At 73.9% G+C, this 16,228-nt stretch carries 13 protein-coding genes and 2 riboswitches; of the genes, 7 read left to right on the top strand and 6 right to left on the bottom strand.

What is annotated here, in order from left to right:
- Positions 1 to 14: 14 nt before the first annotated feature.
- From DFJ68_RS16825 to DFJ68_RS16810, 4 genes are all read left to right on the top strand, one after another.
- Positions 15 to 1,514: a cobyric acid synthase gene (locus DFJ68_RS16825; protein WP_245963715.1), complete on the top strand. Its 1,500-nt coding sequence runs from the start codon at positions 15 to 17 to the stop codon at positions 1,512 to 1,514.
- Positions 1,511 to 2,290 (top strand): precorrin-6A synthase (deacetylating), encoded by a 780-nt coding sequence (gene cobF, locus DFJ68_RS16820; protein WP_121034722.1) that lies wholly within the window; start codon positions 1,511 to 1,513, stop codon positions 2,288 to 2,290. The genes DFJ68_RS16825 and cobF overlap by 4 nt, the downstream gene beginning before the upstream one ends.
- Before the next feature lie 57 nt (positions 2,291 to 2,347).
- The gene (locus DFJ68_RS16815; protein WP_121034721.1) at positions 2,348 to 3,193 is read left to right on the top strand and encodes an SMP-30/gluconolactonase/LRE family protein; all 846 of its coding nucleotides are present in this window, start codon (positions 2,348 to 2,350) and stop codon (positions 3,191 to 3,193) included.
- Between the two features lie 122 nt (positions 3,194 to 3,315).
- Positions 3,316 to 3,699 (top strand): pyridoxamine 5'-phosphate oxidase family protein, encoded by a 384-nt coding sequence (locus DFJ68_RS16810; protein ID WP_121034720.1) that lies wholly within the window; start codon positions 3,316 to 3,318, stop codon positions 3,697 to 3,699.
- A 46-nt stretch (positions 3,700 to 3,745) separates the two neighbouring features.
- Here the strand turns inward: DFJ68_RS16810 and DFJ68_RS16805 are convergent, their stop codons facing one another.
- Together DFJ68_RS16805 and cobN are read right to left on the bottom strand one after the other, a co-directional pair.
- Positions 3,746 to 4,309: a DUF1990 family protein gene (locus tag DFJ68_RS16805; protein ID WP_245963714.1), complete on the bottom strand. Its 564-nt coding sequence runs from the start codon at positions 4,307 to 4,309 to the stop codon at positions 3,746 to 3,748.
- A gap of 37 nt (positions 4,310 to 4,346) precedes the next feature.
- A complete protein-coding gene (gene cobN, locus DFJ68_RS16800) occupies positions 4,347 to 8,045 on the bottom strand; it encodes a cobaltochelatase subunit CobN (protein WP_121034719.1) in 3,699 nt (1,232 codons plus the stop codon).
- Positions 8,046 to 8,104: 59 nt separating this feature from the next.
- Positions 8,105 to 8,181: riboswitch (cobalamin riboswitch) on the bottom strand.
- Positions 8,182 to 8,396: 215 nt separating this feature from the next.
- On the opposite strand from cobN, the gene DFJ68_RS16795 reads away from it, so the two are divergent.
- The 3 genes from DFJ68_RS16795 to DFJ68_RS16785 are packed head-to-tail and all read left to right on the top strand — an operon-like array spanning position 8,397 to position 11,913.
- Complete coding sequence (locus DFJ68_RS16795) at positions 8,397 to 9,674, top strand: precorrin-3B synthase (protein WP_211333408.1); 1,278 nt, start codon at positions 8,397 to 8,399, stop codon at positions 9,672 to 9,674.
- Positions 9,671 to 10,342, top strand: a complete 672-nt coding sequence (locus DFJ68_RS16790) for a precorrin-8X methylmutase (protein WP_121034718.1) — start codon at positions 9,671 to 9,673, stop codon at positions 10,340 to 10,342. The genes DFJ68_RS16795 and DFJ68_RS16790 overlap by 4 nt, the downstream gene beginning before the upstream one ends.
- Positions 10,339 to 11,913: a precorrin-2 C(20)-methyltransferase gene (locus DFJ68_RS16785; protein WP_121034717.1), complete on the top strand. Its 1,575-nt coding sequence runs from the start codon at positions 10,339 to 10,341 to the stop codon at positions 11,911 to 11,913. The genes DFJ68_RS16790 and DFJ68_RS16785 overlap by 4 nt, the downstream gene beginning before the upstream one ends.
- A gap of 66 nt (positions 11,914 to 11,979) precedes the next feature.
- Here the strand turns inward: DFJ68_RS16785 and DFJ68_RS16780 are convergent, their stop codons facing one another.
- The 4 genes from DFJ68_RS16780 to cbiE all read right to left on the bottom strand — a co-directional run bounded on the left by DFJ68_RS16780 (position 11,980) and on the right by cbiE (position 16,090).
- Positions 11,980 to 12,993, bottom strand: coding sequence for a sugar phosphate isomerase/epimerase family protein (locus DFJ68_RS16780; RefSeq protein WP_170165811.1), 1,014 nt, complete (start codon positions 12,991 to 12,993; stop codon positions 11,980 to 11,982).
- A 455-nt stretch (positions 12,994 to 13,448) separates the two neighbouring features.
- Complete coding sequence (locus DFJ68_RS16775) at positions 13,449 to 13,832, bottom strand: hypothetical protein (RefSeq protein WP_121034715.1); 384 nt, start codon at positions 13,830 to 13,832, stop codon at positions 13,449 to 13,451.
- Between the two features lie 237 nt (positions 13,833 to 14,069).
- A complete protein-coding gene (locus tag DFJ68_RS16770; protein ID WP_121034714.1) occupies positions 14,070 to 14,816 on the bottom strand; it encodes a cobalt-precorrin-4/precorrin-4 C(11)-methyltransferase in 747 nt (248 codons plus the stop codon).
- On the bottom strand, positions 14,813 to 16,090 hold the full coding sequence (gene cbiE, locus DFJ68_RS16765) for a precorrin-6y C5,15-methyltransferase (decarboxylating) subunit CbiE (protein ID WP_121034713.1): 1,278 nt from the start codon (positions 16,088 to 16,090) through the stop codon (positions 14,813 to 14,815). The genes DFJ68_RS16770 and cbiE overlap by 4 nt, the downstream gene beginning before the upstream one ends.
- Positions 16,091 to 16,163: 73 nt before the next feature.
- Positions 16,164 to 16,227: riboswitch (cobalamin riboswitch) on the top strand.
- The last annotated feature ends 1 nt before the right edge of the window (position 16,228 follow it).

Here is a 16,228-nt window from a genome sequence, read left to right as displayed (position 1 = left end):
GGCACGATGACGCGGTGAGCGCCTCCGGGATCCTCGTCGCCGGCACGTCGTCCGACGCCGGCAAGTCGGTTGTCGTGGCCGGGCTGTGTCGCGCCTTCGCCCGCCGGGGCCTGCGCGTCGCGCCCTTCAAGGCGCAGAACATGTCGAACAACTCCATGGTCTGCGTCGACGGGGGCGAGGTGGGCCGGGCGCAGTACCTTCAGGCGCAGGCCGCCGGCCTCGACGCGACGACGGCCATGAACCCCGTGCTGCTCAAGCCCGGCACCGACCGTCGCTCCTTCGTCGTCGTGCGCGGTCGCGCCGCCGGCACCCTGGAGGCGGGCGAGTACGCCACCGGCCGCGCCCACCTGCGCGCGGCCGCGTTCGACGCCTACCGCGAGCTCGAGTCGCAGTACGACGTCGTCGTGTGCGAAGGCGCCGGCTCCCCCGCGGAGATCAACCTGCGCGCGGGTGACTACGTCAACCTCGGGCTCGCCCGCGAGTTCCGGATGCCGGTCGCCGTCGTCGGCGACATCGACCGCGGCGGGGTGCTCGCCTCCCTCTACGGCACCTGGGCCCTGCTCGACGACGACGACCGCGCGCTGCTCAAGGCCTTCGTCATCAACAAGTTCCGCGGTGACGAGGCCGTGCTGCGGCCGGGCCTCGACGAGATCACCCGGCGCACCGGCATCCCCTGCCTCGGGGTGCTGCCGTGGCTGCTCGACGTCTGGCTCGACAGCGAGGACACCCTCGAGGTGGGCCACTGGCGGGCCGCCGCTGCCGGGTCCGGCCCCGGCAGCCGTCGGCTCACCGTCGCCGTCGTACGGCTGCCCCGCATCTCGAACGCGACCGACGTCGACGCCCTCGCCGCCGAGCCCGGCGTCGACGTGCTCGTCACGGTCGACCCCGCGACGGTGGAGGCGGCCGACCTCGTCGTGCTGCCCGGATCGCGTTCGACGACAAGTGATCTCGCGTGGCTGCGCAAAAGCGGACTCGCCGGCGTCGTGCTACGGCGAGCCGCCCTCGGGCGTCCCGTGATCGGCATCTGCGGCGGCTACCAGATGCTGGCCGCGACCATCGCCGACGACTTCGAGTCGGGCGACGGGACGGTCGACGGGCTGGGGCTGCTGCCCACTCGCGTCGACTTCGCGGCCGACAAGACGCTGGGGCGCCCCGACGGCGAGTGGCGCGGGCATCCGGTGCGGGCCTACGAGATCCACCACGGCATCGCCTCGCACGTCGACACGAACGAGCCCGACCAGCCTGTCGCACAACGGTTCCTCGACGGGTGGGCCGTCGGCGCCGTGTGGGGGACCATGTGGCACGGCGCGTTCGAGAACGACGGCTTCCGGCGCGCCTGGCTCGAAGAGGTGGCCATGGCGGCGGGGTCGACGTGGCGACCGCAGGCCGGGGCCGAGGGCTTCGCCGCCCGCCGTGACCGCATGCTCGACACCCTGGCCGATGCCCTCGAACGCCACGTCGACCTCGACGCGCTGCTCGCCCTGACGCGGGTGGGCCGGACGGTCGTGCCGTGATCGACCGCATCCGTGTCATCGGCATCGGGATGGGTGACCCGCAGCTGCTCACCGGCCAGGCCGTCGAGGCGCTGCGCAGCGTCGACGTCTTCCTCGTCGCCGACAAGGGCGAGCGCGCCGCCGACCTCGTGCGCGCGCGGCAGGCGGTGTGCGACTTCGCCATCCCGGCCGGGCGCCGGTACCGCCTCCTCGAGGTGGCCGACCCCCGGCGCGGACCGGACGCCGAGCGCGACGCCACGGCCTACGGGTCCGGCGTGCGCGACTGGCATGCCGCCCGGGTCGACGCCTACGCCGAGGTGCTCGTGGGCCTCGGCCCCGATGAGACGACCGCCGGCTTCCTCGTCTGGGGCGACCCGGCCTTCTACGACTCCACGCTGCGCGTCGTCGACGCCCTCGCCGAGCGGATCCCGTTCTCGCACGACGTGATCCCCGGGATCAGCGCGCCGCAGCTGCTCGCGGCGCGGCACCGCGTCCCCCTCAACCGCATCGGCGCGCCGGTGCACGTCACGACGGGCCGGCGGCTCGTCGACGAGTACCACCCGGGGCTCGGCGACGTCGTCGTCATGCTCGACGGCCACCTCGCGTGCCGCGGGCTCGTCGACCGGCATCCTGACCTCGAGCTGCTCTGGGGCGCCTACCTCGGCACCCCCGACGAGCTGCTCCTGCGAGGTCGGCTGGCCGACGTCGTCGACGAGGTGTCGACGGTGCGGGCGGCCGCCCGGGAGCGCCACGGCTGGGTGATGGACACCTACCTGCTGCGTCCGCCTGCGTCCTGAGCGCCCCCACCGCGCCCCGACCGCGCCCAGCAGGGCACTCCAGCCTACGCTCGCCGGGTGAGAGCCGAACAGCTGACCGGTCCCGTCGCCTACCACGGTGAGGGGCCCGTGTGGAGCGCCTCGTGGGGCGGGCTGCGCTGGGTCGACATGCTCGCCGGCGACGTGCTGTCGCTCACGGCCGACGGGTCCGTCGGCCGTCGCTCGGTCGGTGCCGTCGTGGCCGCCCTGCGGCCGAGACGCTCCGGCGGGGCCGTGCTCGCCGTCGAGAAGGGCTTCGCGCTGCAGGATGCCGACGGAGGTCTCGTCACGCTGGAGCCCCTGTGGGACGGGCCGGTCCGCATGAACGAGGGCGGCTGCGACCCCGACGGCCGGTTCTGGTGCGGCTCCATGGCCTACGACAAAAGCGAGGGCGCGGCGTCGATGTACCGCCTCGACCCCGACGGCTCGGTGCACGTCGCCTGGCGCGACGTCAGCATCTCGAACGGCCTCGCCTGGTCGCCCGACGGCTCGCGGGCCTACTACGTCGACACGCCGACCGGTCGGGTCGACGTCCTCGACTACGACACCTCCCGCGGCCTGCACGACCGTCGTCCCTTCGTCACCTTCGAGGACGGCGCCGGCTCGCCCGACGGTCTGACCGTCGACGCGGCCGGCGGCGTCTGGGTGGCTGCGAACGGCGGCGGCCACGTCCGGCACTACGACGCCACCGGCATCCTCGACGAACGCGTGGAGGTCGCGGCGCGGCAGGTGACCGCGTGCACCATCGGCGGCGCCGGCCTCGCCGAGCTCTTCGTCACGACGTCGCGCGAGGGCCTCGACGACGGCGACGACCCGCTCGCCGGCTCGCTCTTCCACGTCACCGGGGTGGACCCCGGCCTGCCCCCACTCACGTTCGCCGGCTGACCCCACCCCACCCGTCGAGAGGGCGCGTGGACCCCGTCGAGTGGTCAAGGCCGGTGGTCATGGCCGCGGCCCGGTGCGACTCTGGGAGGGCGACCCCACCCCCCCCGACCCAGGAGGACGCCATGCTCGACCCGAAGGTGCGCGAGGTGCTCGACGGCACCCCCACCGCCCACCTGGCCACCGTGCTGCCCGACGGCTCACCCCACGTGGTGCCGCTGTGGATCGGCACCCACGGCGACCACGTCGTCTTCTTCACCGGCCCGGGTGCCCGCAAGGCGCGCAACATCGAGCGCGACCCGCGCGTGGCCATCTCGACGACGCCGCCCGACGACCCCTACACGCCGCTGCTCGTGCGGGGGCGCGTCGTCGAGGTGCGTGACGGGGAGGCCGGCTGGGCCCTCGTCGACGAGATCGCCCGCAAGTACACCGGCGCCGACTACCCTCGCGACCCGGAGCGGGTGGCGTTCCTCGTCGAGCCCGAGCACCAGACCGTCGGCCTCGGCTGACCCCGCTGCTGAACCCGGAGCCACTCCGCGCCGCGCGGGGCGCCGGTCAGCCGCGTGGTCGCAGTGCCGCGAGGTACCGCAGCGTGACGAGTGCCTGCACGATGTCGTCGCCCGGCCCGGACAGCCGCGCCAGGCGCCAGGCCGGCCGCGAGAACGCGGTGATCGTGAGCAGCACGAGGCCCGTGGGCTCGAGGCTGACGACGAAGCGCTCCTCCCCCCGTTCCGGGTGGCCGGGCAGGGTGCCGTAGGCGAACCCGCGCCGCGTCGGCTCGTCGACCACCGACACCACCCGCACCGGTGCCGTCACGCGGAGGGGCCCGACGCCGAGACCGAGGTCGGCCACGGCATCCCGCTCGACGGTCTGGTGCGACGCGGACACGCGGACTCCGGCGCGCAGCTGCACCTGCCAGCCCATCAACGCGACTGAGGCAGAGCGGAACTGGCTCGCGCCGGCCCCGACGACAGCACTGCGCCGGATGCCGTGGTAGCCGTCGGGGAGGTCACCCGCGGTCGCGCCGACCTCGCCGTACGTCAGGTCCGCCCCCCACAGCTCGGCCGACCTGGCGGCGGGCAGGGCGGAGGCCTCCCCCTCCCGCGTCGCTCGCACCACGGGCACATCATGCCCGCGCGGCGCGCGGCCCAACCGCTCAGGCCTCGAGCTCGCCCTCGACGTCGAGGTAGACCTGCTGCAGCTCGGCGAGCAGGTCGGGGTCGGGCTGCTCCCACAGGCCGCGGTCGACCGCCTCGTGCAGCCGCTCGATCATCCCCTGCAGCGCCCACGGGTTCGCGTGCTGCAGGAAGTCGCGGTTCTCCTTGTCGAGCACGTACGTCTGCGCGAGCTGCTCGTACATCCAGTCGCCGACCACCCCTGCGGTGACGTCGAACCCGTAGAGGTAGTCGACGGTCGCCGCCAGCTCGAACGCCCCCTTGTAGCCGTGGCGTCGCATGGCCGCGATCCAGCGCGGGTTGACGACGCGAGCACGGAAGACGCGGGACGTCTCCTCGGCGAGCGTGCGGGTGCGCACGGAATCCGGCGTCGTGCTGTCGCCGACGTACGCGCGCGGCTCGCGGCCCGTGAGCGCGCGGACCGTCGCGATCATCCCCCCGTGGTACTGGAAGTAGTCGTCGCTGTCGGCGATGTCGTGCTCGCGGGTGTCGATGTTCTTGGCCGCGACGTCCATGCGCGCGTAGGTGCGCTCCATGTCACCCCGGGCCGGGATGCCGTCGAGGTCGCGCCCGTAGGCGAAGCCACCCCACGTGGCGTACACCTCCGCGAGGTCGGCGTCCGTGCGCCAGTTGCCCGCCTCGATGAGGGGCAGGATGCCCGCGCCGTACGAGCCCGGCTTGCTGCCGAAGATTCGGGTCGTGGCCCTCCGCTCGTCACCGTGGTCGGCGAGGTCGCCCGCCACGTGCGCCTTGAGGTAGTTGTCCTCCGGCGACTCGTCGAGGCCGGCGACGAGTCTCACCGCGTCGTCGATGAGGGTGATGACGTGCGGGAAGGCGTCGCGGAAGAAGCCCGAGATGCGCACCGTCACGTCGATGCGGGGCCGGCCCAGCTCGGCGAGGGGGACGGGGTCGAGGCCGACGACCCGGCGCGACATCTCGTCCCACCGGGGGCGGACGCCGATCAGGGCGAGCACCTCGGCGATGTCGTCGCCGGAGGTGCGCATGGCCGAGGTGCCCCACGCCGAGAGGCCCACCGAGCGCGGCCACTCGCCGGTGTCGGCGCGGTGGCGGGCGAGGAGGTCGTCGGCGAGGCGCACGCCGGTGTCCCACGCGAGGCGCGACGGGATCGCCTTGGGGTCGACGGAGTAGAAGTTGCGGCCCGTCGGCAGCACGTTGACGAGGCCGCGCAGGGGTGACCCGCTGGGCCCGGCGGGGACGTAGCCGCCGTCGAGCGCGTGCAGTACGGCGTCGATCTCGCCCGTCGTCGCGGCGAGGCGCGGGACCACCTCGCGGCACGCGAAGCGCAGGGACGCCACCACGCCGGCGAGGTCGACGGCCGCGTCGGCGGGGTCGGTCGCGCCGGCGGGGTCGGTCGCGCCGGTCAGGCCGGCGTCACGCACGACGGACTCGACGGCATCCTCACGCCAGGCCGCCTCGTCGAGGGCGGCGACGAGAGCCGACGCCTGCGCCTCGACGCGGTCGACGGTCGTGCGCTCGGACTGCCCCTCACTCACTCCGAGCGCCGACCGCAGCCCCGGCACGGCGCCCACGGCGCCGGCGAACACCTGGTTCGCCCGCAGGATCGCAAGCACGAGGTTGCGCAGCCCCTCACCGCTCGGCGCCTCGCCGAGGGTGTGCAGGCCGTCGCGGATCTGGACGTCCTTGACCTCGCAGAGCCAGCCGTCGACGTGCATGACGAACTCGTCGAAGGCGTCGTCGTCGGGCCGCTCGTCGAGGCCCAGGTCGTGGTGCAGCTGCGCCGCCTGGATGAGCGACCAGATCTCGGCGCGCAGGGCCGGCGCCTTGGCCGGGTCCATGACGGAGACGTTGCCGTACTCGTCGAGCAGCTGCTCGAGGCGGGCGATGTCGCCGTACGACTCGGCCCGCACCATCGGCGGCACGAGGTGGTCGACGATCGTGGCGTGGGCGCGGCGCTTGGCCTGGCTGCCCTCGCCGGGGTCGTTGACGAGGAACGGGTACACGAGCGGGATCGAGCCGATGGTGGCGTCCGGACCGCACGCCGCCGAGAGTGCGAGGTTCTTGCCGGGCAGCCACTCGAGGTTCCCGTGCTTGCCCATGTGCACGACGGCGTGGGCACCGAACTCCGTTGCGAGCCAGTCGTACACGGCGAGGTAGTGGTGCGTGGGCGGCAGGTCGGGGTCGTGGTAGATCGCGATCGGGTTCTCGCCGAAGCCGCGCGGCGGCTGCACGAGCACGACGACGTTGCCGGCCCGCAGGCTGGCCGCGACGAGCTCGCCGTCGGGGTCGCCGCTGCCGCCGTGGTGGTCGACGAAGACCTGACCGGGTGCCTCGCCCCAGTGCTGAGTCACGGCCTCACGCAGCTTGTCGGGCAGCGCCCGGAAGTGCTCGCGGTAGCGGGCCGCCGGGATGCGCACCGGCTGTCCGCTCAGCTGCTCCTGCGTCAGCCAGTCCTCGTCCTGGCCCCCGGCCGCGATGATCGCGTGGATGAGGGCGTTGCCGGCCGTCGTGTCGGCGCTCTCGCCGTCGACCGGGTCGAGCGGGCCGGTGCCGGGGATCTCACCCGGCTCGCCGAGGTCGTAGCCGGCGTCACGCATCGCCCGCAGCAGCCGGATGATCGACACCGGCGTGTCGAGGCCGACGGCGTTGCCGATACGCGAGTGCTTGCTCGGGTACGCCGACAGCACCACGGCGACGCGGCGCTCGGCCGGGGGCACGTGCCGCAGCCGTCCGTGGGCGACCGCGAGCCGGGCCAGCCGGTCGCAGCGCTCCGTGTCGGGCACGTAGTGGGGCAGCCCGTCCGCGTCGGTCTCCTTGAACGAGAACGCGTTGCCGATGATGCGACCGTCGAACTCGGGCACGGCCACCTGGGTGGCGACGTCGAGCGGACTCATGCCGTCGTCGCTGCCCGCCCACTGCTCACGGCTCCACGTCAGGCACAGGCCCTGGATGATCGGGACGTCGAGGGCGGCCAGCGCCTGCACGTCCCAGGCCTCGTCGTCCTCACCGGCGCCGGCGGTGCCGGGGCGGGTGCCACCGGCCGCGAGCACGGTCGTGACGAGGACGTCGTAGCCGCCGAGGTGCTCGAGCAGGTCGGCCGGCGCGTCGCGGAGCGAGGCCGCGTGCACCGGCACGCCGACCCCGCCCGCCGCGTCGACCGCGTCGGCGAGGGCGTGCACGTACGCGGTGTTCTCGGCTGCGAACTGTGCCCGGTAGAAAAGGATCCCGACGCGCGGGCGCGGCCGGCCGGCATCCGACTGCTCGACGACCGGGCGCTCGAGAACGCCCCACGTCGGCAGCACCGCGGGCGGCTCGAAGCCCTCGCCGGTCATGAGCAGCGTGTCGCCGAGAAAGGCGTGTAGCTCGCGGAGGTTGGCGGCCCCGCCCTCGGAGAGGTAGCGGTGCGCCTCGGCGACGACGCCGGGGGCGACGGTCGAGAGGTCCATGAGCGAGGCGTTGGGGGCCTGCTCGCCGCCGAGGACGACCATCGGCTTGCCCACCGAGCGGAGCCGACGGAAGCCGTCGCAGAGGTCCTGCGGGCCGCCGAGGATGCGCGCGACGACGATGTCGGCCGCGTCGACGGCGTCGGTCATCGAGGTGTGGCCGGGCCGCGAGGGGTTGGCCAGCAGGTAGTCGGCGCCGCTGCCGCGTGCACAGAGCAGGTCGGTGTCAGACGTCGAGAACAGCGCGATGCGCGTCACGGGGACTCCTCGGCGGGGTGTCCGCGCCCCGCGGTCGAAAGGAAAAGAAGCGCTGTCGGCAGTTCCTGACTCACCGGGCCCTCACGGGCGTCGGTTCACAGTGGCGGGACCGTCCCGGACTCGCACCGGGTTCCTGGGTCGACAGCGTGCGCCCACCCTAGCCGGTGCCCGGGCGGGTGGCGCGCCGGAGCCCACGGGCGCCCAGGCCGGGGTGTCGCGACGTGGCCTCCCGACGGTCGGGAGGGTGTCGGGACGTGGCCTCCCGACGGCATGGCGGATGCCGGGTGGCGCCGTCTCGAGGGCCGCCCGCGCGGGTGGGGGCGCGCTCGGGTCGGGCCTACCATGTGCCGCGTGACGGCCTCGACGACTCCTGCGCGGGTGACCGCCGACGTCTGCCCGGGCGTCGGGCGGCCCTTCGCGGCCGCCGACGGCTCACTCGTCCGGCTGCGTCCGGCCGGCCGACCGGTCAGCGTGACCGGACTGGCCCGACTGCTCGACCTCGTTGCAGGGCAACCGGATCCGTCGATCCAGCTGACGTCGCGTGCGGCGCTGCAGCTGCGCGGTCTACCCGACCCGCTGCCCCCGGAGGCCGTCGCAGTCGTGCGCGAGGCCGGGCTGCTGCCGTCGACGACCCACGAGCTCGTGCGCAACGTCGTCGCCTCGCCGCTCTCGGGCCTCGACGGCCGCGGACACGCCGACGTGCGCCCCCTGGTCGTCACCTTGGACCGTGCCCTGTGCGCCACCCCCGCGCTGTCCGACCTGGGCGGGCGCTTCCTCTTCTGCGTCGACGACGGCCGTGGCGACGTCGCCGGGGAGGCGTCCGACCTCGGCGTGGTCGCCCTCCCGGATGGTGCGGCGGTGGTCACGGCCGGGTCGTCCGGTCGGGGCTGGCGGCTACCGCTCGAGCGCGTCGTACCGATGCTGGTCGAGCTGGCCGAGGAGTTCGTCACGCGCCGCGCGCGCGGCGAAAGCGTCTGGCACGTCGACGAGCTCGCGTCACCGCTGGGCCCGGCACCCACAGCGTCGAGCCATCAGGCCACGGTCTCCCACGTGGCGCACCGGCCCCTCGGTGCCGTCGGCCCCCACGCCGTCGTCGGGGTACCGCTCGGGCTGCTGACGCGGGGCCACGTCGCTGGCTTGGCCCGGGTCACCGACCACGTCCTCGTCACGCCCTGGCGCTCGCTCGTCGTGGTCGACGGGGCCGGCGGCCTGACCGACCTGAGCGAGGCCGGTCTCGTCGTGGACGCGGGGTCGCCGTGGGCCAGACTGCACGCCTGCACCGGGCTGCCCGGCTGCCGCCGCTCGGCGATCGACACGCGGGCCATGGCGAGTCAGCTGGCCCCCAATCTCGAATCTGCCCCCGCCCCGGGCCGACCCGGCGCCGACCGCACCGCCCGGCCCGTCCACGTCAGCGGCTGTGAGCGACGGTGCGGCACGCCGTCGACGCCGTTCGTCGACGTGCTGGCGCCCGGCTCGCTCGACGAGGCGCTGGCCATCGTCCGCCGTGCCGACGCCTCCGCCCGCACCTACCCCACAGCCGCCCCGACCGCCGATCCCGCCACCCCGACGACGGGTGCGACGCACCCGGCCCGCCCACCGGCATCCGCCACCCGACAGGAACGCCCATGACGACCGAGGTCCGCCCGACGCTGGCCCCGCCCACCCCTCGCTACGACTATGTGCGCGACGGACAGGAGATCTACCGCCGCTCGTTCGCGACGATCCGGTCGGAGGCCCGACTCGACCACCTGCCCGAGGATGCCCGCGTCGTCGCGGTGCGGATGGTCCATGCCAGTGGCGACGTCGACCTGACCGAGCACATCGCGGTGCATCCGCGACTCGTCGCGTCCGCTCGGGCCGCTCTGCAGGGCGGTGCGCCGATCTTCGCCGACGCCCAGATGATCGCGTCGGGCATCACCCGGGCACGTCTGCCGCGCGACAACGACGTCGTCTGCACGCTGCGCGACGGCCGCGTGCCGCACCTCGCCCGCGACTGGGGCACGACCCGGTCGGCCGCCGCGGTGTCGCTGTGGGACGAGCGGCTCGAGGGCGCGGTCGTCGCCATCGGCAACGCCCCGACCGCGCTGTTCCACCTGCTCGAGACCGTCGCCGACGGCGGGCCGCGGCCGGCCGCCGTCGTCGGCATCCCCGTCGGCTTCATCGGGTCGGCCGAGTCGAAGAACGCTCTCGCCGAGAACCCGTACGACATCCCGTGGCTCGTCGTGCACGGACGGCGCGGTGGCTCCGCCCTCGCGGCGTCGGCCGTCAACGCCCTCGCACGCGAGGACGAGCTGTGAGCGCGGTGGCCCCCGGTCGCCTGCGCGGCGTCGGCGTCGGGCCCGGCGACCCCGAGCTCGTCACCGTCAAGGCGGCGCGCCTCATCGGCGCCGCCGACGTCGTCGCGTTCCACAGCGGCACGCGGGGCGACTCCATCGCCCGGCGCATCGCCGCCTCGTACTTCGGCGACGGTGTGATCGAGGAGCTGCTCGTCTACCCGGTCACCACGGGCGCCACCGACCACCCCCTCGGCTACCACGGGCTCATGGCCGACTTCTACGACGAGTCGGCCGCGCGCCTCGCCGCCCACCTCGACGCCGGCCGCGACGTCGTCGTGCTCGCCGAGGGCGACCCGCTCTTCTACGGCACGTACATGTACCTGCACGACCGTCTGTCGTCCCGGTACGACAGCGCCGTCGTCCCCGGGGTGACGTCGGTGAGCGGCTCGGCGGCCGCCGTGGCCACCGGCCTGTGCCGGCACGAGGACGTCCTGACGATCCTGCCCGGGACGCTGCCCGTGCCCGAGCTCGCCCGTCGCCTCGCCGACACCGAGGCCGCCGTCGTCATGAAGCTCGGACGCACGTTCGAGAACGTCCGCGAGGCGCTGCGGCAGGCGGGTCGGCTCGACGACGCCCGCTACGTCGAGCGCGCCAGCAGCGAGCACGAGCGGGTGCTGGCCGTGGCCGACGTGGACGCCTCGACGGTGCCGTACATGTCGATGGTCGTCGTGCCCGGTCGCGACAAGCGGGCGGATGCCGCGGGGCGGGCCGCCGCGTCGGCCGACCTCGCGCCGGGGGCTGGTGCTGACAGCGAGATTGACTGTGTCACTGACGAATCGGTGAGTGCTGCGGGTGAGGTGGTCGTGGTCGGGCTGGGCCCGGGGCCCGACCGGTGGCTGACCCCCGAGGTGGCACAGGCGCTGGCCGACGTCGACCACGTCGTCGGCTACGCCCCCTACGTCGCCCGGGTGCCGCAGCGTGAGGGGCTGACCCGGCACGCGTCGGGCAACACCGTCGAGGTCGACCGCGCCGGGCTCGCCCTCGACCTCGCCGCCCGTGGCGAGCGGGTGGCCGTCGTGTCCGGCGGTGACGCCGGCGTGTTCGGCATGGCGGCAGCGGTGTTCGAGGCCGCGGAGGCGCCCGAGGCGCCGGGCCGCCGCCACGTCGGCATCCGGGTGCTCCCCGGGGTCTCGGCGGCCCAGGCGGTCGCGGCCCGCGCCGGTGCCCCTCTCGGTGGCGACTTCGCCGTCATGTCACTGTCGGACCGGCTCAAGCCGTGGGCGGTCGTGGAGCAGCGGCTGCGGTCAGCCGCCGAGGCCGATCTCGTTCTCGCGCTGTACAACCCGGCTTCCCGCTCACGCACCACGCAGATCGCCCGGGCGCGCGAGGTGCTCCTCGAGGTACGACCCGCCGACACGGTCGTCGTCGTCGGCCGGGACGTCGGCCGGGCCCAGGAGTCGCTGACGGTCACGACGCTGGGAGGGCTCGACCCGGCATCCATCGACATGCTGTGCCTCGTCATCGTCGGCGCGACCGGCACTCGGGTCACCCCGACCGGTCAGGTCTGGACGCCGCGCTTCGTCCCCGCCTGACCACGCGCCCGACCCCCGTGGAGGGTCCTCGCCGCCAGGACGACGCAAACCCTCCACGGGCGGGACTCAGCGACGCCTGGACGTGTCGATCCCCTCGAGGGTGCTGCAGCCTCGCCACACCGTGTTCAGCGAACCGGCGGGGTTGAGGGCGGCGTCACCGGCGTCGTCGTGCTCGAGGAAGTAGCGGTAGTTGCGCAGGTCCTTGATGGCCGAGAACGTCCGGGTCCACGGGATGTCGCCTTTGCCGAGGTCTGCGAAGCGGTACTTCTGCCCCGCCGCCCGGGTTCCCACCGCGGCGGTGCGGTTGCCGTTGGGGTCCCACGTGACGTCCTTGACATGGAAGGCGATGAACCGGTCGCCGTAGCGGCGCACCCAGTAGTACGGGTCCTCGCCGGCGACGGCCACCCAGCCGAGGTCGACCTCGAAGCTGACGTGCCGCGGGTCGGTGTTCTCGAGCAGCGTGTGGAAGAGCGGACGGCCGTCGACGAGGGCGAACTCGCGGTCGTGGTTGTGGAAGAAGAAGCCCTTGAAGCCCTCCTTGACCGCGTGCTCGCCTGCGACGTTGAACGCCTCGGCCAGGCGCTTGTAGCCCTCGACACCGTCGTCGGCCCCGTCGAAGCCGAACGTGCTGCCCGTCCCGACGTAGGGGAACCGGCCCAGGCTCTGCGCCTCCTGGAAGATCTGCATGCGGCCCTCGTAGCTGAGCCACGGGTTGGGCAGGTCGACCGCCCGGGGACCGAAGTGGTTGCTCGTGATGCGCAGGCCATGGGCCTCGGCGATCCGCTTCAGCTCGGGGGTGGTCTTGTCGTAGTAGGTGCCGGCGAGCTCCAGCTCGCGCACGCCCGCGTCGTGGACGGCCTCGAACACGAGCTCCAGGTTGGCGTAGTCGGCACCGATGAGCGTGCGGACGGTCCACAGCTGCAGACCGACGCGGCTCGGAGGGACGGTGTTCGGGGTGCGGTCGGCGGCCAGCGGACTGGCCGAGGCCGAGGTGGGGTTGAGCACGAGGCCGAGAGCACCGGCGGCGGCGGCTCCTGCGCCTCCGCCCAGGAGGGCTCGGCGGCTGTGGGTGCTGTTCAACGTGTCTCCTTCGCTTGCGCGCGACCGTGGCCGCGCGGACAGGGTCAGAGCCTCCGCTGAGGACGGCGCCCTTACCGTTGGCGCCGGACGGGGTGAGCTGCTCGGCGTGACCGCCACCCTAGGAACACCACGCCACTTTCTACAAGGCACTGACCAAAGTCACGCATCTGTCGGCCGAAGCGGTGTCGGCCCGGGACCGTCCGGCACGGGGGTACATCGTTCAAGCTCGTCATCCCGGCATCCATCGACAGGTGGCGCCTCGTCATCGCCGGCGCGACCGGCACCCGGGTCACCCCGACCGGTCAGGTCTGGACGCCGCGCTTCGTCCCCGCCTGACCACGCGCCCGACCCCCGTGGAGGGTCCTCGTCGCCAGGACGACGCAAACCCTCCACCGCCCCGGTCCAGCCGTTTGGCTGGCCGCACCGTGAGGCCGTGGAGGTGCAGGTCCGTCGCGTCAGTCGCGGCCGAGGATGCGGCGCCACCATCCAGCCGTCGGCTGCGTCTCCCTCGGTTCGGGCGACGGCTGCTCGGACTGGGACGCAGCCACTTCGGGCAACAGCTGCTCGGCCTGCGGGTCGTAGCAGACCAGTCCGAGGGAGGCTGCGACCTCGGCGACCGGGTCGCGGGCGAACTCTGCACCCGAGTAGGTCATCGGGAAGTAGATGATGTCTCCGACGGCCTCGTCGATGAGTGGCGCACTTGCCCACGGACATTCGGGCCCCGAGTCCATGTCGAGCTCGGGGAAGCGGGCCACCACCGCGTCGACGAAGGCCCTGATGGGCGCGCTCGGGGGCGTGCGCCCCGCCGAGTCGGAGAGCGAGGCGTACAGAGCCTCCATGCGGCGTTCGTACTCGACGCCGGCCTCGGCTGCCGAGGCGGGTCGTGGCCCGTTCCACACTGCGAGGTCATACGACATCACGACATGCTGCCACGGCCGGACCGCGGTGGAGGGGCACAAACCGGTGGAGGTCGTGAAGGGTTCGGGCCCTCCTAAGACCCGAACCCTTCACGACCGAAGCATGCCCCGTGGAGGTTCTTCGTCGCCCCAGCAGCGGCAAACCTGAACCAGACCGGGTCAGCGGGGGTCGCGCAGGCGGGTGCCGTAGAGGTGAGACTCGGTGAAGCCGCCCGTGTCGAGCGCCGGACCGACGAGGATGACCGCGGCCTGGCGCAGCCCCGCCGCCTCGACCTGGTCGCCGATGTCGGCCAACCGGCCGCGCAGCACGACCTGGCCGGGCTGCTCGGCCTCGGCCACCACGACGACCGGGCAGTCGGACCCGTAGAACGGCGTCAGGCGCTCGGCGATCTCGCGGGCCCGGCGGATGCCGAGGTGCACCGCCAACGTCGCACCGGACGCCGCGAAGTGCTCGAGGCTCTCGCCGTCGGGCATCCGCGTCGAGCCTGCGTGCACCCGGGTCAGCACGACGGACTGTGCCACCTCCGGCACCGTCAGCTCGCGGCCCACGAGCGCGGCCGCGGCGGCGTAGGCCGGCACCCCCGGCGTGACGTCCCACGGCACACCGGCGCGGTCGAGTCGGCGCGCCTGCTCCGCGACGGCCGAGTAGAGCGACGGGTCGCCGGAGCACAGCCGAGCCACGTCGTGCCCGGCCTCGTGCGCCCGCACGCAGTGCTCGACGATGGCGTCGAGGTCGAGGTGCTGGGTGTCGACGAGCTGCGCCCCGGCCGAAGCGTGCGAGAGCACCGCCTCGTCGAGGTACGTGCCGGCGTAGAGACACACCGGCGACTGCGAGATGAGCCGCACCGCCCGCAGCGTCAGCAGGTCGGCGGCGCCCGGACCGGCGCCGATGAAGTGCACCGTCACGTCCCTGCCCCCTCCGTCGCCCCGCTCGGATCCCACTGCCCCCACGGCTTGCTCGTGCTCCACTGCACGATCGCCCGCGCCGGCGACCACCCGGTGAACGACCCGAGGTCACCGACCTCCTCGACCGACAGCCGCACCAGCGACCCGCCGTGGGCACGACGAGCCGCGTGCAGCACCAGCTCGGTCTCGACCGTCACGGCGTGCACGACCAGCCGCCCGCCGGGCCGCAACGCCGACCACGTGCGCTCGACCACCTCGGCGTCGGCGCCGCCGCCGACGAAGACGGCGTCAGGGGGCGGCAGCGTGTCGATGGCCGACAGGGCGGATGCCGTCACGACCCGGAGCGCAGGGACGCCCAGTCGGCGGGCGTTGCGTCCGATGCGCTCCGCACGCACCGGGTCGCGCTCGACGGCGTGCACCTCGTTGAGCGGGTGGGCGCGGGCGAACTCGATGCCGACCGACCCCGCCCCGGCGCCGAGGTCCCACATGACGTCACCGGGCCGCGGTGCGAGGTGCGCGAGGGCCGCCGCCCGCACCAGCCGCTTCGTCAGCTGCCCGTCGTGCTCGAACGACTCGTCGGGCAGGCCCGGCACCACCGCGGGTGACACCGACGCACCGGCCGCCGGCCGACACTCCACCCCCAGGACGTACAGCCGAGGGGTGAGACCTGCGTCCCACGACGTGGACAACTCCGAGGCCGGTCCCTCCACCCGCGTCTCGTCCACCCCACCGAGGTAGCCGAGCACCGTCACGACGCTGTCGCCGTAGCCCTCCTCGACGAGCAGGCGGCTCACGTTCCGCGGCGTCTCGGCCCCGGACACCAGCAGCACCAACCGCGCCCGCGGTGAGAGGTCACGGCGCAGACGGTCGACGTCGCGCCCGACGAGCGTCACGGCATCCGAGCCCTCGGCCGACCAGCCGAGGCGCGCCCGGGCCAGCGAGACCGACGACACCGCGGGGTGCACCCGCACCCGCTCGGCCCCGAGCAGGCCGACGAGCGTGGTGCCCACGCCGCTCACGAGGGGGTCGCCGCTCGCGAGCACGACGACGCGCCGGCCCTCCCACGTCCGGACCAGTCGGGGCAGGTCGTCGAGCATCGGCGACGGCCACGTCACGAGCTGCTGCCCGGCGCCGACCACGAGCCCCTCGAGATGGCGGCGGCCGCCCACGACGACCTCGGCGGTGTCGAGCAGCGCCCGCGCCCGGCCCGACAGGGCGGCCCAGCCGTCCACGCCGACACCGACGACGTCCACCGGCTGCTCCCCGTCGCTCACGCGGCCGACCCTAGTGCCCACCGGGGGGCGGCTTCGTCGCCCGTCTGGCAGACTGCGAGCGGCGACAGGAGAGGAATCCGGTGAGAGTCCGGAGCGGTCCCGCCACTGTGAACCACCCCCGGGTGGAAGCCAGGACAT

Origin of the sequence: Terracoccus luteus (assembly GCF_003635045.1) — a bacterium.
GTDB lineage: Bacteria > Actinomycetota > Actinomycetes > Actinomycetales > Dermatophilaceae > Terracoccus > Terracoccus luteus.
Note: the sequence above shows the minus strand (reverse complement) of the source record. Positions and strands in the feature narration are given on the sequence as shown.